Source organism: Paeniglutamicibacter sp. GQ140 (genome assembly GCF_059759235.1).
This window is the reverse complement of the sequence record NZ_JCAXDW010000017.1, coordinates 20,228-42,200: the sequence shown is the minus strand read 5'-3', so window position 1 is coordinate 42,200 and position 21,973 is coordinate 20,228. Positions and strand designations below refer to the sequence as shown.

Annotated in this window: 21 protein-coding genes, 2 tRNA genes and 1 riboswitch; of the genes, 9 read left to right on the top strand and 14 right to left on the bottom strand. The window is 64.2% G+C overall.

The window, feature by feature from the left end; genetic code table 11:
• From AC6CHY_RS18555 to pknB, 5 genes are read left to right on the top strand one after another with little or no spacing between them, the layout of a single operon-like run.
• Positions 1 to 1,422 carry a PP2C family protein-serine/threonine phosphatase gene (locus AC6CHY_RS18555; RefSeq protein WP_498227769.1) on the top strand — a complete coding sequence of 474 codons (1,422 nt, stop codon included), beginning with the start codon at positions 1 to 3 and terminating at the stop codon, positions 1,420 to 1,422.
• Positions 1,419 to 2,825 carry an FtsW/RodA/SpoVE family cell cycle protein gene (locus tag AC6CHY_RS18550; RefSeq protein WP_498227767.1) on the top strand — a complete coding sequence of 469 codons (1,407 nt, stop codon included), beginning with the start codon at positions 1,419 to 1,421 and terminating at the stop codon, positions 2,823 to 2,825. Before AC6CHY_RS18555 ends, AC6CHY_RS18550 begins: the two co-directional genes overlap by 4 nt.
• Positions 2,822 to 4,270, top strand: a complete 1,449-nt coding sequence (locus tag AC6CHY_RS18545) for a peptidoglycan D,D-transpeptidase FtsI family protein (RefSeq protein WP_498227765.1) — start codon at positions 2,822 to 2,824, stop codon at positions 4,268 to 4,270. Before AC6CHY_RS18550 ends, AC6CHY_RS18545 begins: the two co-directional genes overlap by 4 nt.
• Positions 4,267 to 5,964: a protein kinase domain-containing protein gene (locus AC6CHY_RS18540; protein ID WP_217390858.1), complete on the top strand. Its 1,698-nt coding sequence runs from the start codon at positions 4,267 to 4,269 to the stop codon at positions 5,962 to 5,964. The genes AC6CHY_RS18545 and AC6CHY_RS18540 overlap by 4 nt, the downstream gene beginning before the upstream one ends.
• A gap of 17 nt (positions 5,965 to 5,981) precedes the next feature.
• Positions 5,982 to 7,958 carry a Stk1 family PASTA domain-containing Ser/Thr kinase gene (gene pknB, locus AC6CHY_RS18535; protein WP_498227763.1) on the top strand — a complete coding sequence of 659 codons (1,977 nt, stop codon included), beginning with the start codon at positions 5,982 to 5,984 and terminating at the stop codon, positions 7,956 to 7,958.
• Between the two features lie 83 nt (positions 7,959 to 8,041).
• Here the strand turns inward: pknB and AC6CHY_RS18530 are convergent, their stop codons facing one another.
• The 3 genes from AC6CHY_RS18530 to AC6CHY_RS18520 are packed head-to-tail and all read right to left on the bottom strand — an operon-like array spanning position 8,042 to position 9,623.
• Positions 8,042 to 8,686, bottom strand: coding sequence for an anthranilate synthase component II (locus AC6CHY_RS18530; protein ID WP_217390860.1), 645 nt, complete (start codon positions 8,684 to 8,686; stop codon positions 8,042 to 8,044).
• Positions 8,683 to 8,850: a hypothetical protein gene (locus tag AC6CHY_RS18525; protein WP_217390861.1), complete on the bottom strand. Its 168-nt coding sequence runs from the start codon at positions 8,848 to 8,850 to the stop codon at positions 8,683 to 8,685. The genes AC6CHY_RS18530 and AC6CHY_RS18525 overlap by 4 nt, the downstream gene beginning before the upstream one ends.
• Before the next feature lie 11 nt (positions 8,851 to 8,861).
• Entirely contained in the window at positions 8,862 to 9,623 is a 762-nt protein-coding gene (locus AC6CHY_RS18520; protein WP_498227761.1) for a class E sortase, read from the bottom strand.
• Positions 9,624 to 9,804: 181 nt separating this feature from the next.
• On the opposite strand from AC6CHY_RS18520, the gene AC6CHY_RS18515 reads away from it, so the two are divergent.
• Positions 9,805 to 10,056 (top strand): cell division protein CrgA, encoded by a 252-nt coding sequence (locus tag AC6CHY_RS18515; protein WP_217390863.1) that lies wholly within the window; start codon positions 9,805 to 9,807, stop codon positions 10,054 to 10,056.
• On the opposite strand, the gene AC6CHY_RS18510 is transcribed toward AC6CHY_RS18515, so the two are convergent.
• Positions 10,053 to 10,235: a hypothetical protein gene (locus AC6CHY_RS18510; RefSeq protein ID WP_217390864.1), complete on the bottom strand. Its 183-nt coding sequence runs from the start codon at positions 10,233 to 10,235 to the stop codon at positions 10,053 to 10,055. The genes AC6CHY_RS18515 and AC6CHY_RS18510 overlap by 4 nt on opposite strands.
• Before the next feature lie 19 nt (positions 10,236 to 10,254).
• A riboswitch (guanidine-III (ykkC-III) riboswitch) is annotated at positions 10,255 to 10,317 on the bottom strand.
• Between the two features lie 74 nt (positions 10,318 to 10,391).
• Here AC6CHY_RS18510 and AC6CHY_RS18505 point away from each other — a divergent pair.
• The gene (locus AC6CHY_RS18505; protein WP_217390865.1) at positions 10,392 to 10,901 is read left to right on the top strand and encodes a DUF3817 domain-containing protein; all 510 of its coding nucleotides are present in this window, start codon (positions 10,392 to 10,394) and stop codon (positions 10,899 to 10,901) included.
• A gap of 134 nt (positions 10,902 to 11,035) precedes the next feature.
• Here AC6CHY_RS18505 and AC6CHY_RS18500 read toward each other — a convergent pair whose 3' ends face one another.
• Positions 11,036 to 11,944, bottom strand: a complete 909-nt coding sequence (locus tag AC6CHY_RS18500; protein ID WP_498227759.1) for a LysR family transcriptional regulator ArgP — start codon at positions 11,942 to 11,944, stop codon at positions 11,036 to 11,038.
• 72 nt (positions 11,945 to 12,016) lie between these two features.
• Between AC6CHY_RS18500 and AC6CHY_RS18495 the strand changes: the two genes are divergently transcribed.
• A complete protein-coding gene (locus AC6CHY_RS18495) occupies positions 12,017 to 12,634 on the top strand; it encodes a LysE/ArgO family amino acid transporter (RefSeq protein ID WP_498227758.1) in 618 nt (205 codons plus the stop codon).
• Positions 12,635 to 12,674: 40 nt separating this feature from the next.
• Here the strand turns inward: AC6CHY_RS18495 and AC6CHY_RS18490 are convergent, their stop codons facing one another.
• From AC6CHY_RS18490 to AC6CHY_RS18480, 3 genes are all read right to left on the bottom strand, one after another.
• Positions 12,675 to 13,640: a GNAT family N-acetyltransferase gene (locus AC6CHY_RS18490; protein ID WP_498227756.1), complete on the bottom strand. Its 966-nt coding sequence runs from the start codon at positions 13,638 to 13,640 to the stop codon at positions 12,675 to 12,677.
• A 580-nt stretch (positions 13,641 to 14,220) separates the two neighbouring features.
• Positions 14,221 to 15,084 carry a rhomboid family intramembrane serine protease gene (locus tag AC6CHY_RS18485; protein ID WP_217390869.1) on the bottom strand — a complete coding sequence of 288 codons (864 nt, stop codon included), beginning with the start codon at positions 15,082 to 15,084 and terminating at the stop codon, positions 14,221 to 14,223.
• A gap of 249 nt (positions 15,085 to 15,333) precedes the next feature.
• Positions 15,334 to 15,879: a peptidylprolyl isomerase gene (locus AC6CHY_RS18480; protein WP_217390870.1), complete on the bottom strand. Its 546-nt coding sequence runs from the start codon at positions 15,877 to 15,879 to the stop codon at positions 15,334 to 15,336.
• A gap of 257 nt (positions 15,880 to 16,136) precedes the next feature.
• Between AC6CHY_RS18480 and AC6CHY_RS18475 the strand changes: the two genes are divergently transcribed.
• Positions 16,137 to 17,036 carry a hypothetical protein gene (locus tag AC6CHY_RS18475; RefSeq protein ID WP_498227754.1) on the top strand — a complete coding sequence of 300 codons (900 nt, stop codon included), beginning with the start codon at positions 16,137 to 16,139 and terminating at the stop codon, positions 17,034 to 17,036.
• A 106-nt stretch (positions 17,037 to 17,142) separates the two neighbouring features.
• Here AC6CHY_RS18475 and AC6CHY_RS18470 read toward each other — a convergent pair whose 3' ends face one another.
• The 6 genes from AC6CHY_RS18470 to gyrA form a co-directional block, all read right to left on the bottom strand.
• Entirely contained in the window at positions 17,143 to 18,054 is a 912-nt protein-coding gene (locus AC6CHY_RS18470) for a DMT family transporter (RefSeq protein WP_498227752.1), read from the bottom strand.
• A 142-nt stretch (positions 18,055 to 18,196) separates the two neighbouring features.
• A tRNA-Ala gene (locus AC6CHY_RS18465) sits at positions 18,197 to 18,269 on the bottom strand.
• Positions 18,270 to 18,325: 56 nt separating this feature from the next.
• Complete coding sequence (locus tag AC6CHY_RS18460; protein WP_498227750.1) at positions 18,326 to 18,442, bottom strand: DLW-39 family protein; 117 nt, start codon at positions 18,440 to 18,442, stop codon at positions 18,326 to 18,328.
• A gap of 40 nt (positions 18,443 to 18,482) precedes the next feature.
• Positions 18,483 to 18,556, bottom strand: a tRNA-Ile gene (locus AC6CHY_RS18455).
• Positions 18,557 to 18,677: 121 nt separating this feature from the next.
• The gene (locus AC6CHY_RS18450; protein WP_217390874.1) at positions 18,678 to 19,274 is read right to left on the bottom strand and encodes a DUF3566 domain-containing protein; all 597 of its coding nucleotides are present in this window, start codon (positions 19,272 to 19,274) and stop codon (positions 18,678 to 18,680) included.
• On the bottom strand, positions 19,271 to 21,961 hold the full coding sequence (gene gyrA / locus AC6CHY_RS18445) for a DNA gyrase subunit A (protein ID WP_217390875.1): 2,691 nt from the start codon (positions 21,959 to 21,961) through the stop codon (positions 19,271 to 19,273). The genes AC6CHY_RS18450 and gyrA overlap by 4 nt, the downstream gene beginning before the upstream one ends.
• Between the last annotated feature and the right edge of the window lie 12 nt (positions 21,962 to 21,973).

Sequence of the window (21,973 nt, the reverse complement as noted above, 5' to 3'; positions counted from 1 at the left end):
ATGGCGTTGATGCTGAAGTTTGCGGCGCGGAGCGATGTTGGCAAGGTCCGGTCCAAGAATGACGACTCCGCCTATGTGGGACGCTACCTGGCCGTGGTGGCCGACGGCATGGGCGGGCACGTCGGCGGCGATGTCGCCAGCGCCTCCACCGTGCTGGACCTCGTCCACCTGGATGTCCCCGAGACACCCGAGGCCGAAACGGTGCTGCCCGATGAAATCCAGGCGGCAAACCTTGTCCTAAACGAACTGGTGAATGCCAATCCCAAGCTCTCGGGAATGGGCACCACCGTCACCGCCATGCTGTTGACCGGCGACGTGCTGCAATTCGCGCACATCGGCGACTCGCGGGCGTACCGCCTGAAGAACGGCGTGTTCGAGCAGATCAGCCACGACCATACATTCGTCCAGCGTCTGGTCGACGAGGGCCGCCTGCGTCCCGAGGAAGCGGAGCTGCACCCCCACAAGAACGTGCTGCTGCGCGTGCTGGGCGATTCGGACGCGAGCCCGGAACTCGATGTCAACCAATACCCGGTCGAGGCCGGGGAGCGCTGGATGCTGTGTTCCGACGGCCTAAACGCCGTGGTGCCCGATTCAATCACCGAACGCATCATGCGCGGCACCGCCTCCCTCGAGGAGACGGTTGAGGACCTCGTCGAAACGACGTTGGCCCACGGGTCCCCGGACAACGTGACCATCGTCGTCTTTGAGGTCGTCGAGGACGACGGCGCCGCCGAGCCGCTGCCGGCCGAGACCGAGACCCCGGCCAACGAGCCGGCACCGGACACCGGCCAGCTCAACATTGCCGCCGGTGGAGACCTTGAAGCCAGCGCTGCCCTGATCCGCCACGAGATGTCCAAGCGTCCGCACCTGTTGGTTGGAGCGGCCGAATTGGCCACCCAGACCGGCAAGATCCCGGTCGTCACCCAGCGCTCGGGCGAAAAGCGCGCCGCGGCGATCCTCACGCACAAGACTCCCGCCGCGCAGGCATCGGCGGAACAGGACGAATTCGCGGCCCTGGACCGCAGGCCCCGGCGCTGGCTCGTGCCGACCTTCCTGGCGCTCATGGCATTGATCCTTGCCGCGGTCTGCGGCTGGGGCTACCTGTGGACGCAAACCCAGTATTTCGTGGGCAACCAGGATGGGCACGTGGCAATCTTCAAGGGCGTTTCACAGGACCTCGGTCCGCTGAAGCTCTCGCATGTCGACACGGTGACCGAGATTCCCCTGGATGCCCTCCCCCAGTACACGCAACAGCGCATTGACGCCGCCCTGCCGGCACGGGACCTCGCACATGCCCAGACGATGATCGGAGAGCTGATGGTGACGGCCAAGCAACGCTGCCCCGTTGTCGTTCCGGAAAACCCAGGCGAGGCCGGGACCCTGCCGATCCTGCCCCCTTACTGCCAGGAGATCAGACCGTGAGCGAGCTGGAAACCGCACCCGTCCCCCGCCGCAACATGGAACTGCTGTTGCTCCTGCTGGCATTGGCGGTTGCCATGGGCGCCTACTACCTCGTGGGCATCAACAGCGATGACGGGCCGAGTCAGGAATTCATCACCCAGGGCCTGTTCCTGGCCGGGCTGGCCTTGGTCTTCCACGTCATCCTGCGCATCTGGGCAAAGTATGCCGATCCGGTGATACTTCCCGTCACCGTTGCCCTCAACGGCATCGGCCTGGCCATGATCCATCGTATTGACCTGGCCCGCAACGACGACCAGGCATTCCGCCAGATCCTCTGGACCGGGGTTGCGATGGCCGTGGCCTGCGTAACGCTGTGGGCCATCCGCGACCACCGCGTGCTGCGCCGCTTCACCTACATTGCGCTGGCGGTCTCGGTATTGCTGCTGCTGCTGCCGCTGATTCCCAAGGTCGGCGTGGTGCTGAACGGTGCCCGGATCTGGGTGCATTTCTTTGGCCTGTCATTCCAGCCAGGCGAGCTGGCCAAGATCACCCTGGCTATATTCTTCGCCGGCTATTTGTCCTCGAACCGCGAACTGATCCTGTTGGCCGGCCGCAAGATCGGCCCCTTGCAGCTGCCCCGCGCCCGGGACCTTGGCCCGATGGTCGTCGCCTGGCTGGTGAGCATCGGCGTGTTGGTAGTCCAGCGCGACCTAGGCTCCTCCATCCTCTTCTTCGGCTTGTTCATGGTGATGATCTACGTCGCCACGGCACGCGTGAGCTGGATCGTCATCGGCACCCTGATGCTGGTCGGCGGTGGCACCTTCGCCTACCTGACCATGAGCCACGTAACCCGGCGCATCGACGGCTGGCTCAACGCCTTCGACCCCGATATCTACCACGCCAGCGGCGGCAGCCGGCAGATCGTCGAAGGGCTCTTCGGTCTCGCCAACGGCGGGTTGATGGGAACCGGCCTGGGTAACGGCAGCCCCTACATGGTGCCCCTGGCCAACAGCGACATGATCGTCGCCTCCCTCGGGGAGGAACTTGGGCTCATCGGCCTGAGTGCCATCGTGCTGCTCTACCTGATCCTGGTCAGTCGCGGCATGCGTGCCGCCCTGGGATCGCGCGACACCTTTGGCAAGCTGCTGGCCACCGGGCTGTCCTTCACCATCGGGCTGCAGTGCTTCGTGGTGATCGGCGGCGTCACGCGCCTGATCCCTTTGACGGGACTCACCACGCCGTTCATGGCCGCCGGCGGTTCCTCCCTGCTCTCGAACTGGATCATTGTTGCCTTGCTGCTGCTGATTTCGCACAATTCACGCCGTCCCATGCTCTCCGGCGTCTCGGCCACGGCGGAGGTGGCCACCAAGGCTCCCCGCCGTTCCCGGGGCCTCCTTGAGTCGCTGAAGGAGACCAAGCGATGAACCAAGCCATTCGCAACACCTGGATCGCCGTGATGCTGCTGTTCGTGCTCAGCCTCGGCGCGCTGAGCTACGTCCAGTTCCTGGCCTCGGAGGACCTGAACGACAACGCGCTGAACAAGCGCCAGCTGTTCCGTGAATTCGATCTTCCGCGCGGCGCCATCTTGGTCGACGGCAAGCCCATTGCCGAGTCCAAGCCTTCGGAGGGGCAGTTCAAGTACCAGCGCGTCTACACCGATCCCGAGCTTTATTCGCACCTGACCGGCTTCTACTCGCTGTCCAATGGTTCGACTCAGCTCGAATCCGAGATGAACGAGGAATTGACCGGCCAGAGCCAGGACCAGTTCTTCGACCGCGTGATCAACCTGTTCTCCGGCAAGGCCAACGAGGGCGCCTCGGTCGAGCTCACCATCGACGGCGAGCTGCAGAAGCTGGTCTACGACCTGATCCCCGGCGGAACCCTCGGGACCATCATCGTGTCCGAGCCCAAGACCGGAAACATCCTGGCCATGGCGTCCAAGCCCAGCTACGACACCAACAAGCTGGCGGTGCACAGCTCCAGCCAGGCCGCGGCCAACATGAAGGAGTTGTTGAAGGTCAACGGGCTGAGCCCCTACCGGAACCCGGCCATCGGCAACCTCACGGCCCCCGGGTCCACCTTCAAGATCTTCGACATGGTTGCCGCCCTGGAATCCGGGAAGTACACCGCCGACACGGTCCTGAAGAATCCCCCGAGCGTGACCCTTCCGGGAACCAAGACGCCGCTGAAGAACTTCTACGGCGGCAACTGCGCGGCGATCCCCGAGGCAACATTCGCGGACATCGTGTCCCAAAGCTGCAACACCCCCTTCGTGGGCATCAGCGAGGACCTGGGCAGGGGACCATTCGAGGACGTCACCGAGCGCTTCGGCTTCGGCCAGCAGCTGGAGATCCCGATGCGCGTGGTGCCCAGCGTCTTCCCCCCGGATCTCGACCCGGCCGCGCTCGGCCAGTCGGTGATTGGCGAGCGCGACGTGCGCGCCACTGCCATGCAGATGAACATGGCCGCCATGGGCATCGCCAACGACGGGGTGATCATGCAGCCGAACCTGGTCAAGCAGGTCATTGCCCCGGACCTGAGGGTGCTTTCGGAAAGCAAACCCAAGGAATTCAGCACCGCGACCAGCAAGGAGGTCGCCGACCAGGTCACCGACCTGATGCGCGGCCCGGTCAAGAACGGCACGGCGGTCCGGGCCCAGGTCCCGGGACTGGACGTTGCGGCGAAGACCGGAACCTCGGTAATCCCCGGCGGCCAGGGCCTCGTGAACTCCTGGATCACCGGGTTCGCACCGGCGGACGACCCGCAGGTCGCGGTGACAATTGTGTTTGAAAAAATTGATTTCAAGACTGGTTCCTCGTTGACCAGTCCCAACCTGAAGAAGATTCTAGAGGCGGTGTTCAACCAGTGAGGCCAATTTCCGGTATCACCTTGGGCGGTCGATACAAGTTGACCGACCGTATTGCCATTGGTGGCATGGGTGAGGTGTGGAGGGCCAGGGATCAGGTCCTTGGCCGCCTGGTGGCTATCAAGATCCTCAAGGAGGAATACACCGGCGACCCCGGATTCCTCCAGCGCTTCCGCGTCGAGGCCCGCCACACGGCCCTGCTGAACCACAACGGCATCGCTAGCGTCTTCGACTACGGCGAGGAAGAGGGCTCTGCCTACCTGGTCATGGAATTGGTGCCCGGTCAGCCGCTGTCCACCATCATCGAGCGCGAACGGGTGCTTTCGCCCGACCGCACCCTGTCGATCATCTCGCAGACCGCCAAGGCGCTTGCCGCCGCCCACGTTCAGGGCTTGGTGCACCGCGACGTGAAGCCGGGCAACTTGCTGATGCTGCCCGACGGCCGCGTGAAGATCACCGACTTCGGCATTGCCCGCATTGCCGACCAGGTTCCCCTCACGGCCACCGGCCAGGTCATGGGAACCGCCCAGTACCTGGCCCCGGAGCAGGCCACCGGGCAGCAGGCCACGGGCAGCTCGGACATCTATGCCCTCGGCGTGATCGGCTACGAGTTGCTGGCCGGACGCCGCCCGTTCACCGGCGAGTCCCAAATCGCCATTGCCCTGGCCCAGGTCAACGACACCCCGCCGCCGCTGCCGGAAAACATCCCGGTGCCGGTCCGCTCGCTGGTGATGTCGATGCTCGCCAAGGACCCGGCCGACCGTCCGGCCGACGCCGAGGCCCTGGCCGTGGCCGCCGACGCCATCCGCGCCGGGAACCCGGAGACGGCTACGCTCGCCGTGCCCGGGATGCTGCTCTTTTCGGGTTCCGATGCCGCCACGCAGGCCATCAACCACACCCCGGTGACCCGGGGCAACGAGACCGTTGCGCTCCCTCCTGTCGGCCCGACGGCCGCAGCCCCGGCCACCAACGCGCTGCCGCAGGTGCCCGCACAGGGCACCGACAGCGCGGACTCCGATTCGTTCATGGGAGCCTCACAGCGCTGGGAGGACGAACCTGTTGACGAATATGAGACCGAGGTCGCCGACCGACGCACCCCGCAGAAGAAGCGCAACCCATGGACCGCGCCGCTGATAGCGCTGATCGCCTTGGTGGTACTTGCGATCCTCGGCGCCTGGCTGTTCCCCCTGCTCACCGCCGACAACTCGCCGGAAACCAGCCAGAGCCCCACCACCGCCACGACCCAGAGCAGCGAACCGACCTCGGAAACACCGTCCGAGACGCCGTCCGAAACACCCACCCCTACACCGACACCGACACCCACGCGCTCGAGCACGCCCCCCGTCACCACGGTGGCGGTCCCCGGTTTGCTGGGCATGGACGAGGAACAGGCAATTTCGGAACTCGAGGCCCTTGGCCTGGAGCCGCGCGAGGGCCAGGCACAGGAAAACTCGCTGGCTGCGGGGACCGTGATTGCCCAGAGCCCCGTTGACGGCGCCAAGGTGACTCCGGGAACGACTGTCACCTACATCCTCTCGCTGGGCCCGGCGGAGCCGACACCCACCCCGACTCCGACCCCGACGGAAACTCCAAGCGAATCACCGACACCGCCCACGGAGAGCACCACGCCTACAACCGAGACCACGTCATCGTCGGCGGCCGCCGGCGCAACCGGTTCGCCCACGGTGACCGAATAGATGATGGTGTTTTCACAGTGACCGAGGAACGGATTCTCAACGGCCGCTACGTCGTCGGTGAGCTCATTGGACGCGGCGGGATGGCCGACGTGCACCTGGGCGTCGACCAGGTCTTGGGGCGCAAGGTAGCCATCAAGCTCTTGCGTGCCGAGATGGCGCGCGACCCCATGGTGCAGGCCCGTTTTCGACGCGAGGCCAAGGCGGTGGCCGGGCTGAACCACCCCAACATCGTCTCGGTCTTCGACACCGGCGAGGAGGAACAGGAATTCTCCGGTTCAACCGTCGAACTGCCCTTCATCGTGATGGAGTATGTCCGCGGACGCACCTTGCGCGACCTCATCAAGTCCGGAGAGATGACCAACGACTTGGCCATCAAGTACGTCCTCGGCGTGCTCGAGGCCCTGGCGCACTCGCATTCCATGGGAATCGTGCACCGCGACATCAAGCCGGCCAACATCATGGTCACCGAGCGCGGCAACCTCAAGGTCATGGACTTCGGCATTGCCCGGGCCCTGGCCGATTCGGCCAGCACCATGACCCAGACGCAGACCGTCGTTGGCACCGCACAGTACCTTTCGCCGGAGCAGGCCCGCGGCGAGGCCGTCGATGCCCGCACCGACCTGTATTCCACCGGATGCCTGCTCTACGAACTGTTCACCGGAAGGCCTCCCTTCACGGGGGACTCTCCCGTATCCGTCGCCTACCAGCATGTGGGGGAGTACGCCCCGGCCCCGAGCACGCTGGTTGCGGAGCTTGACCCGATCTTTGATGCTGTGGTGCTCAAGGCGCTGGCCAAGGACCGCGAGGACCGCTACGCCGACGCCACGGCATTCGCGACGGCGCTCTCCAATGCCCGCGGCGGGATCGCCCTGCCCCCGGAGGAGCTCACCGCTCCGCTGCCGCAATCCCGGGCAAACAACGGGGACCTGACCGCGGTCGCCCCGTTTGCGGCGGCGCCCACGGCAGCCATATCCACGTCGACCCCCGACAGCGCCGCATCGGTTCCGGTCAACCAGACCGGATACCTGGAACCTGTCGCCGAGGATTCCCGTTGGGAAACGCCACCGATCTGGGAACAAAACCTGCAACGTGAGCTCAATGAGCACCGCGCGAAATCCAAGCGCAACTGGACCGTGGCGATTTCGACGGTTCTGGTCCTCGCCTTGGTGGTTTCGGGCCTCTTCTTCTACAACTGGATGCGCGCCGAGGCAGAACGCAACGCCCCCGTTGCCGTCCCCGTTCTCCAGGAAATGACCCAAGCCAAGGCAGAGTCGACGCTTCGGGAGCTGCAACTGGTACCGAAGGTCGAAACGGTTTTCGACGACGAGATCAAAACCGGCTTGGTCGTTGAATCCGATCCGGCTGCTCCCAGGGAGGTCCGCAAGGGCACCACGGTGCGGCTCATGGTCTCCAAGGGGCCGGAGGCACGGGTCCTGCCGGAGAGCCTCTCCGGTCAGTCAGAGGCAGGGGCACGTCAGGTCCTGACCGACCTGGGATTCGAGATTGGCACGGTCTCCCGCGCCAACCATCCGTCGATTCCCACGGACTGGCTGGTGGACACGGAACCAAAGCTTGGCAAGAAGGTCAAGGTCGGCACCAAGATCGATCTGGTTCTGTCGACCGGGATGGTCAGTGTTCCACAGCTGGTCAACCTGATGGTTCCCGAAGCCACGGAGCTTCTCGAGGATCCCGAGGTTGGTCTGGGAATCACCACCGTTGAGGAACCGAATGCCGCGGTTGAACCAGGAACGATCATCAACCAGGATCCCGTGCCCGGTTCCACCACCCCGCAGGGCGGCACCGTCAGGGTCACGGTTGCCGTGAAGCCCGAGGAACCCTCCCCGACGCCGACACCGACTGACACCGCCTCGGAAGGCCCCAGTGCCCCGAAGGAATCCTCCGGCACCCCCACTTCCCCGGCGCCGACAGAAAAGTCGGGGAAGGGCAAGGATCCTGCCCTTCCGCTACCGGTGTTGCCGGTGCCAAGCCCGTAGTCAGGCTGCTGCCACCGCTATGTGGCGGAAACGCCGAGGGGCCCTGAATCTGAGGATTCAGGGCCCCTCGGCGTTGGATCGGGTTATGCCTCGCGGATTAGCGGGCTCAGCGTTGCCGCATGCTCGGCGGCGCCGGCCAGGCCCAGGGATTCGAGCCAGTTGCCAAGCATTTGGTATCCACCTTCCGTGAGAACCGATTCGGGGTGGAACTGCACGCCCCACAGCGGGGCGTCGCGGTGTGCCAGTCCCATGATCACGCCGTTCTCCGTCTCGGCGGTGATCTCCAGGGAATCGGGAATGCTCGAGCGCACCGCCGCCAGCGAGTGGTAGCGGGTGGCGGTGAACGGGCTGGGGATGTGCGCGAAGATCGGGTGCCCGGTGTGGAGAACCGGGGAGGTCTTGCCGTGCATGAGCTCCTGCGCGTGCGTGACGACACCTCCGTAGGCCTCGGCCAGGGCCTGGTGTCCGAGGCAAACCCCGAGCATGGGCTTGGCGTGCACGCCGCACCACTTGATCGTCTCGATGCAGACCCCTGCTTCGGCGGGCGTGCCGGGGCCGGGGGATACCAGGACTCCGTCGCGGGCCTCGGCCAGTTCGATGACCTCGGCCAGGGACAGGTCGTCGTTGCGGATCACGGTGGTTTCGGCTCCCAGCTCTTGCAGGTAACCGACCAGGGTGTAGACGAAACTGTCGTAGTTGTCGATCACCAGGATCTTGGGGGTGCTCACAGCAGCATCAAGCCAATCGTTGATTCGGTCCACGGGCTGTACTGGCTCAGCCACGGGAAGACATAGGTCATGAGCAATAATACGGCGCTCGCTATCAGCAGCGCCGCCAGGATGACGCGGAACCACAACGGCCCGGGGAGTTTGGAGAAGATCCATGCATACATGTGTGGTGTTCCTAGTTTTCCATCGTCTTTGTCACCAGGTCGGCGATTTCCTGCGGCGGACTTGCATCGGCCGGCCGCCACGACTCCAGTTCGGCGTACGCGATGATGCGCATTCGTGTGGTGAAGGGCGGATGGCAACTGGTCATGGTCAGCATGGAGGCCGACGGCTCGGCGCCCGGCTGATGGGGAACCGGCAGCAGCACCTCGCTCTGCGAGGGGTGCACGATCTCGGTGTCGCGCCACTCATAGGTGTAGAAACCCTTGCGCGTCTGCAGGTAGACCTTGTCCCCGTCCTGGAACTTGTCGATGTTCCAAAACACCTGGCCATGAGTCTGCCGGTGGGCCGCAACGGCAAAGTTTCCTGGTTCGCCCGGCTCCTGGGTGTCTGGATAGTGGCCAATGCCCACCGAGTTCAGCACATCCATCCCGACGCCGTTGGTGACCGGGTGGGCGAAGTCCTTTCCGAAACGCGGGATGTAGAAGATCCCGAAGGTTTCCCCATCCGGGATCGTAGTGATCGGGGCCGTGCCGAAATCCTCATCCGCTTCCCCTTGCGCGTTCGAGGCTCCGGGACTGCCCATGTTGAGGTCCTGGACAAATTGGGAAGTCACCTGGGATTGGGTGCGACCGGCATCGATGTTGGTCCACCACAATTCCCAGCCGACGAAGAGCAGCAGGACGATTCCCAGCGTGATAAGGATTTCGCCGATTCCGCCCAAAAGGCGCTGGCCCGGCGTGGCCTTGGCCCTCGTCCGCAATGCGGATCGTGTCATGGGAACTTCCCTCACTGTCACTTGGACCACCCTGATACCCGGCGGCGTCCAGTTTGAGCGGATAGTATTGGATGTAAGCGTGTTGGCGGGAAGAACCTGCCGCCAACACCCACTTACCAGCCTACCGTTCGGACACGTACTCGTTGGATCGTGCCGGCGCCTGAAGACTCGAGGAGCAGCAGTGCCTGAATCCAAGACACGTCGGAAAAACCGCAAGCCACAGGATGGCGGCAACGCCCAGACCTACGACAAGCCGTTGCCCAAGTGGTACAAGCCGGTCATGTTCGGCCTGATGATCTTCGGCCTGGTCTGGATCATGGTCTACTACATTTCCCAGACCCTGCTCCCGATCCCGGACATCGGCGGCTGGAACATCGTCATCGGCTTTGGCGTGGCCATGGTTGGTTTCTTCATGACCACGGGCTGGCGCTAGCTCACGGCCTCCGGGCCGACGATGTAGCCCACCAGCCCGACCCTCAGCAGGATCTTGGTCACGCTGATGGTCTCGCCGCCAAAGAACGCGGTGGGAAAGAGCATGGTGAATCCCTCCGCGACTCCCAGGGCCATGGCCCAGGTGGCCTCAGAAGGGCCAGAGACGACTATCCACGACATGTAGCTAACACCGATTCCTTTCGTGGCCGACTTGTCGCCGTCCGGGTACGGCTCCCTCGTCCGGGGCGCCGGTGCGCTCAAATGCGCACGCCCTGGCAGTCTCCCCGGCCTGCACACGCCGTTCACACCAACGACCAGAAAGGCATGCCAAACCCCATGGTTCGCCCCAGTCTTGCCGGAGGGTCCCCCTCCGTCACCACCCAGTCAAAGCTCTCGCCGAAGCGCCTGTATGGTTTTCTTGCGGCCGCCGAGATGGTCACGTGGGCGCTGCTCATCATCGCCATGGTCATCAAGTACGGTGTGGGACCGGAGATCTTTGTCCGTATCTTCGGCATGGTCCACGGAGTGGTGTTCATTGCCTACGGTCTGGTGACGCTGTTTGTCTGGGCCAATGAGCGTTGGAGTGTTTCCCGCGGGGTGCTGGGCCTGACATCGGCGGTCATTCCCTTCGCCACCCTGCCCTTCGAGCGGGCAATGTTGCGGCGTGGGCTGCTCAGTGATTCCTGGCGCCTGGCCCCGGGCGGGGAGGCCCCCCAGGGGCTCGTCGAGAAGCTGCAGGCAACGGCATTGCGTCGCCCCTGGCTGGCGGCAATTGCAGGCCTGGTACTGGTTGCGGCGATCACCGCTGTACTTCTGTTCATCGGCCCTCCCGGCGGAGGAAACTAGAACCGCGACGATTTACGACCGGTCCCGGGACGGTCAGAACCCGCTGCCAGATCCCGGCACCGACGGCGCTCCGCTTGCCCGCGGAACCTAGCTGAACCCCGGTCCTGACGTTGGGCGGCCTGCTGCCGGAAGCCTCAACGATCCTGGCGCAGCCCCGCGGCCCCTGCCGCGTCGACGACCATCCCCGTCAGCAGGTCCAGTGCCTGGGAGGGCACTTTCCACCGCTGCCAGTAGAGGCGGACCTCGCTCGTCCATCCTTGATTGATGCACACCAGCGAACCGTCCCCCGGGTCTTGGATCTCGGGAATCATGCCCCAACCCAGCGAAGCCGCCACTGCCGCCACGTAGACCCTTGAGTCGGGCACAAAATGTTCCACTGGTGATTCCGGGACCCGGGCGCCTACTATCCTTCGGCGAAGCTCCCGTTGCAGGTCGTCGCTCCGATCGAAACTCACCATGGGCGCGAGCGCGAGTTCGGTCTCCGGGTCGGCACCCGGCAGCCATCGGTCCACGAAACCCGCACCGGCCATGGCCCGGTAGCGCATGGTTCCCAAATACACCGAGGAACACCCCTGGACGGGAGTGCGTTTCGTCGTCACCGCTCCCATGACCTGACCCGATCGAAGCAACTCGGTGGAATGGGACTGGTCGTGGCGCAGGATCTCGCAGTTCATGACGTCCTGGGCGGCCAGCCCATCGAGTACCGGGGCGAACCAGCTGGCCAGGGAATCGGCGTTCACGGCAACGCTGAGATCCGTGCGCCGGGACCCCTGGCCGCCGCTCGCGTCCAATCCAAGCTCCCGCTGCGCTTCCGTGGACAACATCTGGATCTCGCGCGCCAAACGCAGCAGCACCTCCCCGCTGCCGGTGGTCCGAATCGGCCGGGAACGAATGAACAGCACGCTACCTGCCCGTTTTTCCAGGGCCTTGAGTCGTTGGCTGACGGCGGATGCGGTGACGTTCAGTTGCCGCGCCGCCCGTTCCAGGGTTCCGGCATCGATCACGGCCTTGAATGTCTGAAGCTGCTCCGCGGGAAAGTCCATAGTTAGAAATCCTAATGGACGCTAATAATCTTTAGCTCGACACGTCTTAGCTGGTTCACCTAATCTCGGTTGGTGACGTTCCTTCCTTTTGTTTCCGGCCTGGCCAGTGGCCTGTCGTTGATTGTTGCCATCGGCGCCCAAAACGCTTTTATCCTGCGCCAGGGCATCCGAAGGGAACATGTTGGCATCACGGTGCTGATTTGCCTGGTCTCCGACGCCGTCCTGATCTTTGCCGGGGTGGCCGGGCTTGGCGCCTTGCTGGCGGTGGCCCCGTGGTTCATTGACGTTGCACGGATCGGTGGCGCCACGTTCCTGCTCGTCTACGCCTTCTTTGCCGGCCGTCGGGCCATCAGCCCCCAGGGGATGGAAACCAACACCGCCATGGCACCGACCCCGCGACGCTCAGCGGCCATCACGGCGCTGGCCCTGACGTGGCTCAACCCGCACGTCTACCTGGACACCGTGATCCTGCTCGGCTCCATCGCCGCGGCCCAAGGCGACACCGGGCGCTGGGTTTTTGGAGCGGGTGCGGCGCTTGCCAGCATCCTGTGGTTCATCGGCCTGGGATTCGGGGCACGCTACTTGCGCGGGTTCTTTGCCAGTCCCCGATCCTGGCGCATCCTCGATGCCGTCATCGCGTCGCTCATGGCCTTGCTCGCCGCTTCACTGTTGTTGCCGATATTTGCCTGACAATTCCCCACGTCGGGTCATGGCGCCGCCCGCCAACTGATCATTGCGCCCGGACGGCCTTGCGGTACACCGTCCCCTGGCGGACCAACTCGAAGCCCAGAAGGGAGTAGAGTCCCGCTGCGCGGGTGGGGCTATGTACATCGACCGCCAGGTCCGCCTTGGTGAATCCGGCGGTGAATGCGGACTGGACGGTCGCGGAGAGGGCCCAGGCCGCATAGCCGCGCCCGCGGGCTGCCCGCGCGGTGCCCACACGGGAGATGTAAAGCTCCCCGGGCACCCATTCGGCGGCCAAGACATAGCAGAGCACCCGGGCGGATGCCGGGCCGGTGCCGTCTTCCAGGAGCACCGTGGAGTATTCGCCCCGGAAGGAGCGTGCGCCGGTCATGGCCGCCCATTCCTCGACGCTCTTCGGGGCAGAACCCCAGTGATCGGCGAATGCCTCGTTGTCCAGGAGCCTGACCGGCTCGGAGAGGGCGGGGGAGTAGGCAACCAGCCGCGCGCCCTCGGCTCCGGCCGCAGGGCGTCCCCGAGGCTTGAATTCGCCTGGTTTCATCGACATGTCCTGGAAATAGCGGGCCGCCTCATAGCCCCTGGACAGGGCCATGGCACCCGCGCTGTGCCCGGGCGCGTTTCCCCACATGTCGATGGTGAAGTCAATGCCGGGATGGCGTTCGGCCATCTTTGCCCCCGCCCGGGATTCCAAGGTGTCCATGATTGCCGAACCATGGCCGAGCCGCCGGTATTCGGGGGCGATGCCGCCGCCGATGGAAACTCGCCCGCGGCCGTCGCGCAACTGTTCACCGAGTCGAAGCTGGCCGAAACCGATCATGGTGTCGTTGTCCCAGAGCCCGAGGGTATCTCGCTCGGGATCGACGCCCGGTTCTTCGAGCTCTTCAGCGAGATCCTCGACTTCGTAGAATTCCCCGGTATCGTCAACGACCGCCAGCCGGTTCGTCAGCCCGGCCCACGCGGCTACCTGCTCGGGATGGATCCAATCTCGGCGCATTTGGGGCCTCCGGTGACTACGTGAAGAAGCATGGTTGGTGCGAAGGTGCGGACAGGGTCCAGTTTTGCATTTTCGCCCGATCATTCACAGGGATGCGAGTGTCGGAGGGTGGCAAAACTTAGTAACATGCTGTGCACGAAAGTTATCCACAGCTGGGGACAAGGCTGTGGGTTTCGCCTCGCAGCACACGGGATTCGTGGCATTCCGCGCTTTTCTCCAGTGTGAATTACATGTGCGTAAGTTATTAACACTGTGGATAAGGCGTGTGGACAACGGGGGTCGCACACCCCTCCGGACGCCCTATTTTCCGCGCGCTCCCGCGGATTAGGTTATATTTTCGAAGAATGCGGTTCGTCCTGTTTTCGAATCGGAGACCAAACACTGCACAGGTTGTGCACTAAGTTATCCACAGGTGTGGATGAAGTTGTGAATACGTGCCAAAAACTGTCCACAATAAAGCCTGACCGGCGTCAGCGCGGGCGCTAAGGCCGGTCAGGCTCGTGTGAATTACATGGTTGTGAGTTATTAACAGTGTGGATAACCCGTGTGGACAACTTTTGCTGCAGCCGCGTCCGTTTTCCTATCCAAGTCGAATGTTGGCTGCCCCATAGAAAGTCAAGGCCACAAGCAGCAAGACCAGCAGTGCAGTCCCCGCCCACTGCATCAGGGCCTGCTGGGGTCCCTTCGGCGCGTAGGCCATGATGGCTGCGGTGGCGGCGCCGACCGCCAGCCCTCCCACGTGGGCTTCCCAGGCGATCCCCGGGAAGATGAAACCAATGGCAAGGTTGATCGCGATGAGGACCAGGATCTGCATGGTCTGCACTCCGCGTGAACGCAGGAGCACGAACATCGCGGCAAAGAGTCCGAACACCGCACCGGAGGCGCCGAGAACCGGAATCCGCGGATCGGCGATCAAGAGCACCGCTACGGAACCACCCAGCCCGGCGACCAGATACAGGGCCAGGAAGCGCAACCGTCCCAACATTGGTTCGAGCACGCGCCCACAGATATACAGGGCGTACATGTTAAAGGCGATGTGTCCGATGAAGGATGTCGAGTGGGCAAAGGTCGAGGTGAGCATGCGCCACGGCTCGGGCTCCAGGTATGGGCTGGTGTAGAGCCCCGCATAGACCACGTAGGTGCTGACGTTTGGCAGCAGCATCTGCAGTCCGAAGACGATCACGTTGATTGCGATCAGCACGTACGTCACCAGGGGCCGGCCGTCCGTCGTTCTGCCGCCAAACACCGTCCGGGTGCTCGGCAATTGCCGGTTGGCCTCGCGCACGCAGTCCACGCATTGGGTCCCGACCGCCGCCGTCACCTGGCATTCGGGGCACGCCGGGCGCGAGCACCGTTGGCAGCTGACGTATGAGATCCGGTCGGGGTGCCTCGGACACACCGGGGCCTTGGCGGACTGGTTCGGGTTGGACAGTCCATAGGACATGGAATCGATGCTCCTGGGTAAGTACGTTCATTGTCCCGTTTCACGGGACGGGGTTCGGGTGCCGCGGTCCAGGGGCTGGAGCCGGGAACGTTGCATGGGCGCACGGCCTGTCTGGCCATGCAAAAGGCCCCATCCACACGTCCCGCCGTCATCTTTCACTTTGCAGGGCGAGGTGAAAAACAAACGTGCGAGGCGGCAGACGGGGCCCTTCACGGTCAACGGCGCGTGAAGCGCGCCGAATTCACGTGGCTAGACGGCGGCGATGTCGATGCTGCTGATGACGACGTCTTCCAGTGGCTTGTCGCGGCCGTCGGTCGGAACGACGTTCAGCTGGTCAACGAGCTTGCGCGAAGCCTCGTCGGTGACGTCACCGAAGATGGTGTGCTTGCCCTGCAGCCAAGTGGTCGGGATCGAGGTGATGAAGAACTGGGAACCGTTGGTGCCCTGGCCCATCTGGATGCCGGCGTTGGCCATGGCCAGCTTGTACGGCTCGCGGAAATCAAGCTCGGGGTTGATCTCGTCGTCGAAGCGGTAGCCCGGGCCGCCGGTGCCCTGGCCCAGCGGGTCCCCGCCCTGGATCATGAAGTCGGAGATGATGCGGTGGAAGATCGTGCCGTTGTACAACGGGGTGTTGGTCTTCTCCTCGCCGCTGCGCGGATCGGTCCAGGTCTGTTCACCGGTGGCAAGCCCGACGAAGTTTTTCACGGTCTTGGGGGCGTGGTTGCCGAAAAGGTTGACGACGATGTCGCCCAAGTTGGTGTGGATGGTGGCTGTATGCGTAGGGATTGCAGTCATGAAGTCATTCTTCCATGCGCGCTTGAACCGCCGCTGCGAATGGCTACGCGCTCAGTGAACACGGATAATCGATTGTTTATATGCCGGGCAGGTAATGGCTGTAAGCCAAGCGTAGGTCGTAGGCTAGGACGAAGCTTACGAAACGATCAAAGGGGTTCACTGTGAAGTCAGAACGTATTGCTCGAGACTTTGGTGAAAGTGTTGCCACTGGCGCCGAACAGGCAATGGATTGGGCAGCGCCAAAGGTGGACACGGCCGTGAAGTGGGCCGTTCCGCGCATAGAAAAGGGCATCGAGACCGCATCCCCGAGGATCCAAGAGGGTCTGAACTGGGCTGCCCACGAACTGTCCGAGACCGTCGCCAAGGTCAGCCCGATGATCCAGGAATCCCTTGAGCGGGTGGGCCCGCGCATCTCCGCGGCCATCGACGAAGCGACCCCCCGTGTTCAGAAGGCTGTCGATCGTGCCACCCCGGCCCTGAACGAGGCACTCGGGAAGGCAGCCCCCGCGCTTAGCCACGCGCGCGATGTCGTGCTGAATGAATACCTGCCGACCGCCAACGAAAAGATCGGCCAGGCGGCCGAGTTCACGACCCGCAAGCTCGAACAGGCCAAGTCTTCCGAGGCACTGCACCAGGTCGCCGACAAACTCACCCCGAGTGCTGAAACCGTCCAGCGTCTCCAGGGCACGGCAAGTGCCGCCGCCGAAACTGTCAGCAAGGAGATTGAAAAGGTGCAGAAGCCCGCGAAGAAGAAAAAGGGCTGGCTAGTCGTTGCGGTCATTGCTGCCGCGGGAGCCGCGGCCGTAGCCGCATGGCGCGCGTCAAAGCCCATCGATGACCCGTGGAAGACCCCGGCACCGGTGGAACCGACCACAGTGCGCGCCAGTGGCCCGGTGGAGGTTCCGGCAAGCGTGGAGGAGGTTCGCGACGAGGTGGCCTCGTCCGCGGCCGAGGCCAAGGAGAACACCTCAGTAGCGGCCAAGGAAGCGGTCGCCGACACCAAGGAGAAGCTCTCCGAAACCGCTGAGGAAATCTCGGAGGCAGCCACCACCGCCAAGCACAAGGCCGAGGAGGCCGTCGACACGAGCGAGGCCAAGGTCGCCGAGGCCAACGATGCAGACACCGCGCCGAAGCCGGGTCCCCGCACCAAGAAGTAGTGTTGTCAGCCCCTGGCGTCCACACGGAAGCCGCGGGGCAACGACATCCAGCTGCAGGGCGGCACCTGACCCGTCGCTTGCCCCGGACCACGGGAGAAGCGACGGGTCAGGTGCCGCCCTGTTCCTTTGCCGGAGGTTCCGCGAGAGACGCTGCCTTGGCCTGGGCGCGGCCCTGGCCACGCACCACGAAGAACAGGCCCACCAGGATGACAGCCAGCCCCACGACCGTGCCCGCGGGCAATACCTGGCCGAGGAACAATGCGGCCAGCAGGGCTGCCCCTGGGATCTCGAGCAGGATCAGGGTGGAGACGGTCAACGGCCCCAGCGAGCTCAACAGGTGGTTGAATGCCGAATGGCCAAGGATCTGCGAGCACACGGCCAAGGCCAGGATGCCGATCCAGCCATTGAGGTCGAATCCCCAGATCGGTTCGCCGGCCAGCAGGCACATCAGCAGGAGCAGGACCGAGGTCAGGCCATAGCAGATGGTGGTGTAAGAACTGGTGCTCATGGTGGCGCGGGCCTTGGAGCCGGACAGCGTGTAGGCGGCGGCCAGGACGCCGCCGACAAGGGCCAGCCCGTCACCGATGAGGGCCTCCGTTCCCGAACCGATGTCGAACCCGGTAATGACCAGGACACTGGAGAAGGCCAGTAGCACCCCGAGCCCCACCCGCCAGCCGTATCTGGTTCCCCGCAGGGACTGGAAGAGGGCAATCCAGGCCGCCTGCAGGCATACGAGAGCGGTTGCCGCCGCAACCGTGGTCATCCGGATCGAGGTCATGAAGAAGGCGAAGTGCAAGGCCAGCGACACGGCCGCCAGCGCACTCCAGCCCCATTCCCGGCGGCGGAGCCGGCCGAAGCCACGCGGGTCGGTCACCAGGGCGGGAACGGCCATGACGGCGGTTCCCACCGCGTTGCGCCACAGGGCCATGGAAAGGGCCGGGACCGCGGGAAAGGCGGCAATGAGCGGGCCAGACGCGGCAACACCCAGGACGCCCACCAGGGCCAGAAGAAAAGTCACTTGACCACTCTATGGTTCCGTGTGCGGCGGCACCGAATGCGGGCAGCGAGGCACCGGTTCGGGGCTCCCTTCCCGGGCACGGACCCAGCTCCGGTTTAAGCGCAAAAGGCCCGGAACTTTCGTTCCGGGCCTTTTCCTTCGGTGGAGACTAGGGGGGTCGAACCCCTGACCTGAAGCTTGCAAAGCTACCGCTCTACCAACTGAGCTAAGTCCCCGTATTTTTTTATACACCGCATGCCTGCTAGCAAGTGCGCGATGTTCCTGAATGAATTCAGTTTACCTTATCGGTACCCTGGCTCCAGGTGGCCTTTTCAGCCGAAGATTCCTTGTACTTCCGATAACCAACAATGCCTGCGGCTACTGCCACCAACACCAGAAATTTCCGCATGGAGATTTCCTTTCACCTATCGGTCGGACGAGGGAATCCGTGGGCGTACCTGGACTTGAACCAGGGACCTCTTCGTTATCAGCGAAGCGCTCTAACCGCCTGAGCTATACGCCCTCTTTGTTCCCGCTGGGAACGAGATAAAACAATACCCGAGAAACCGCCCAAGAAACAAATCGGCCCTCCAAGCCCCCTTTGCAAAGGGCTTCGAGGGCCGATTTTGGCGTGTTTTCGCGAATTAATCGTCGGTCAGGGTCACACCAATGCCGCCGACAAGGGTCGACGAGAGGTTGTAAAGCACCGCTGAAAGCATGGACAGCGCAGTGAGTAATACCACATTAACCACGGCGATGATGGTGGCGAACGAGGCAACCTGGCCCAGCGAAGCGATCTCCATCAAGTCGAACCCGGTTTCGGAGCCGATGATCTCGCGCAACAGCCCGTTGATGGACTCGAAGATTCCGGTCAGGTCAAGCACCGACCACAGGACAACGCTGGCAACGACAGTGACGATGCCCAAGGCCACCGAAAGGAGGAATGCCATCTTCAGCACCGACCAGGGGTCGACCTTGGAGATGAGCAAGCGTGCCTTGCGGACCTTTGCCTTGGGCGCCGGGCGCACCAGCTGCTGCGGGCGCCCCTGGGCCGCACCGGCGGGGCGCGGGGCCCCGGGGCGGGGGGTGCCAGCCGGGCGCTGCGCGGCCGCGGGCCGGGGTGCGGATCCTGGCCGCGGCGCTCCGGCGGGGCGCTGGGCGCCTACGGGTGCCTGTCGTGGCGGTGCGGGACGGGTACCACCAGTGCCGCCCGCCGGGCGGGGCGTATTCGGGGTGCTCACGCGTTACCTCCGTCGTTGGTGGCCTCGTCGTCGTGTCCAAGGATTTCCTCGGTTCCCGCAGGGTTTTCATCACCCGGCAGGGCCTCGGAGGCCGTTTCTTGTGTCTTTTCCGCGTTCAACGGTACTGCATCTTCCTCGGGGTTCTCTCCGAGACCGCGCTCGGTGTTCTTCGCCACGGCGATGATGCGGTCCTTCTTGTCCGGCTTGGCAAAGATGACACCCATGGTGTCGCGGCCCTTGGCGGGAACTTGCGAAACGTCGGAGCGAACGACCTTGCCGCCCTCCATGACCACCAGAACCTCGTCCTCATCGTGCACAATCAGTGCACCGACAAGGTCCCCGCGGTCCTCGGCGAGCTTCGCTACCTTGATCCCGATGCCGCCGCGGGACTGCACGCGGTATTCGCCCACCGAGGTGCGCTTGGCATAGCCGCCCTCTGTGACCACAAACACGTAGGAATCCTCTGTCACCACGTCGGCGGCCAGCAGTTCGTCCGCCTCGCGGAACTTCATGCCGGTCACGCCGCTTGTGGCTCGTCCCATGGGGCGCAGCGCCTCGTCGGTGGCGGTGAAGCGCACCGACTGGCCCTTGCGGGAAACCAGCATCAGGTCGTCGGTCTCGGAAATCAGCTGCGCGGAGACGAGCTCGTCGCCCTCGCGCAGGTTGATGGCGATGACCCCGGCGGTGCGGTTGGTGTCGTAGTCGGCCAGGCGGGTCTTCTTGACCAGGCCGTTGCGGGTGGCGAGCACCAGGTACGGGGCCTGCTCGTAGTTGCGCAGGTCAAGGACCTGGGCGATGTGCTCGTCGGGCTGGAAGGCCATCACGTTGGCCACGTGCTGGCCCTTGGCGTCGCGTCCTGCCTCGGCCAGTTCGTAGCACTTGGTGCGGTAGACGCGGCCGTGGTTGGTGAAGAAGAGCAGCCAGTCGTGTGTGGTGGTGACGAAGAAGTGCTCCACCACGTCGTCGCCGCGCAGCTGTGCGCCCTTGATGCCCTTGCCGCCGCGGTGCTGCGAGCGGTAGTTGTCGCTACGGGTGCGCTTGACGTAGCCGCCGCGGGTGATGGTGACGACCATTTCCTCCTCGGGGATCAGGTCCTCGACGCTCATGTCGCCGTCGTAGCCCATCAGGACCTTGGTGCGCCGGTCATCGCCGTGCTTCTCGACGATCTCGGCGAGCTCCTCGGAGATGATGGTGCGCTGGCGCTGCGGATCGGCGATGATGACCTTGAATTCGGTGATCATGCCCTCGAGCTCGGCGTGGCGGTCCTGGATCTTCTGGCGTTCCAGGGCGGCCAGGCGGCGCAGCTGCATGTCCAGGATGGCCCTGGCCTGCAGATCGTCGATGTCGAGCATTTCCATCAGCCCGTCGCGTGCCGCCTCGGTGGTGGAGGAACGGCGGATCAACGCGATGACCTCGTCCAGTGCGTCGAGGGCCTTGAGCAGGCCGCGCAGGATGTGCGCCTCCTCCTCGGCCTTGCGCAGGCGGAACTGGGTGCGCCGGATGATGACTTCCATCTGGTGCGTGACCCAGTGGCGGATGAACGCGTCCAGCGAGAGGGTGCGCGGCACCCCGTCGACGATCGCGAGCATGTTCGCGGAGAAGTTGGACTGCAGCTCGGTGTGCTTGTAGAGGTTGTTCAGCACGACCTTGGCCACGGCGTCGCGCTTGAGCACGATGACCAGGCGCTGGCCGGTGCGGCCACTGGTCTCGTCGCGCAGGTCGGCAATGCCGGAGATCTTGCCGTCCTTGACCAGCTCGGCGATCTTCACCGCCAGGTTGTCGGGGTTGGCCTGGTAGGGAAGCTCGGTGACGACCAAGCAGGTGCGGCCCTGGAGTTCCTCGACGGAAACCACGGCGCGCATGGTGATGGAGCCGCGGCCGGTGCGGTAGGCATCGGCAATGCCCTTGGTGCCCAGGATCATGGCGCCGGTGGGGAAGTCCGGGCCCTTGACGTGGCGCATCAGCTCTTCGAGCAGTTCCTCGCGGTTGGCCTCGGGGTGCTGCAGGTACCACTGCACGCCCGCGGCGACCTCGCGCATGTTGTGCGGCGGGATGTTGGTGGCCATGCCCACGGCGATGCCGGAGGAGCCGTTGACCAAAAGGTTCGGGAAACGCGCCGGCAGGATGGTGGGTTCCTGGTTCTTGCCGTCGTAGTTGTCCTGGAAGTCAACGGTGTCCTCGTTGATGTCCCGGACCATCTCCATGGCCAGCTGGGCCATCTTGGTTTCGGTGTAACGCGGGGCGGCGGCGCCGTCGTTGCCCGGGGAGCCGAAGTTGCCCTGGCCCAGGGCCAGCGGGTAGCGCATGGTCCAGTCCTGGATCAGGCGGACCAGGGCGTCGTAGATCGCGGTGTCGCCGTGCGGGTGGTACTGGCCCATGACCTCGCCGACCACGCGGGCGCACTTGTTGTAGGAGCGCTCGGGGCGGTAGCCGCCGTCGTACATCGCGTAGATCACGCGGCGGTGCACGGGCTTCAGGCCGTCGCGCACATCCGGCAGCGCGCGGCCCACGATGACGGCCATGGCGTAGTCAAGGTAGGAGCGCTGCATCTCGGTCTGCAGGTCGATCTGGTCGATCTTGTCGACGCCGAGGTTCACCGCCACGGCGTCGTCGATCACCGCGCCCTCGACGATCTCGTCGCTGCCGGGTGCGTTGTCCTGCGGGTTTTCGGGAGTCTGATCGCTCATCGATTTCTTCCT

Coding starts and splice junctions, on each gene's coding strand:
- AC6CHY_RS18555 (WP_498227769.1), top strand. CDS start 1: ATGGCGTTGATGCTGAAGTTTGCGGCGCGGAGCGATGTTGGCAAGGTC.
- AC6CHY_RS18545 (WP_498227765.1), top strand. CDS start 2,822: ATGAACCAAGCCATTCGCAACACCTGGATCGCCGTGATGCTGCTGTTC.
- AC6CHY_RS18525 (WP_217390861.1), bottom strand. CDS start 8,850: ATGTATGCATGGATCTTCTCCAAACTCCCCGGGCCGTTGTGGTTCCGC.
- AC6CHY_RS18520 (WP_498227761.1), bottom strand. CDS start 9,623: ATGACACGATCCGCATTGCGGACGAGGGCCAAGGCCACGCCGGGCCAG.
- AC6CHY_RS18510 (WP_217390864.1), bottom strand. CDS start 10,235: ATGTCGTGGATAGTCGTCTCTGGCCCTTCTGAGGCCACCTGGGCCATG.
- AC6CHY_RS18505 (WP_217390865.1), top strand. CDS start 10,392: ATGGTTCGCCCCAGTCTTGCCGGAGGGTCCCCCTCCGTCACCACCCAG.
- AC6CHY_RS18500 (WP_498227759.1), bottom strand. CDS start 11,944: ATGGACTTTCCCGCGGAGCAGCTTCAGACATTCAAGGCCGTGATCGAT.
- AC6CHY_RS18490 (WP_498227756.1), bottom strand. CDS start 13,640: ATGCGCCGAGATTGGATCCATCCCGAGCAGGTAGCCGCGTGGGCCGGG.
- AC6CHY_RS18485 (WP_217390869.1), bottom strand. CDS start 15,084: ATGTCCTATGGACTGTCCAACCCGAACCAGTCCGCCAAGGCCCCGGTG.
- AC6CHY_RS18480 (WP_217390870.1), bottom strand. CDS start 15,879: ATGACTGCAATCCCTACGCATACAGCCACCATCCACACCAACTTGGGC.
- AC6CHY_RS18460 (WP_498227750.1), bottom strand. CDS start 18,442: ATGCGGAAATTTCTGGTGTTGGTGGCAGTAGCCGCAGGCATTGTTGGT.
- gyrA (WP_217390875.1), bottom strand. CDS start 21,961: ATGAGCGATCAGACTCCCGAAAACCCGCAGGACAACGCACCCGGCAGC.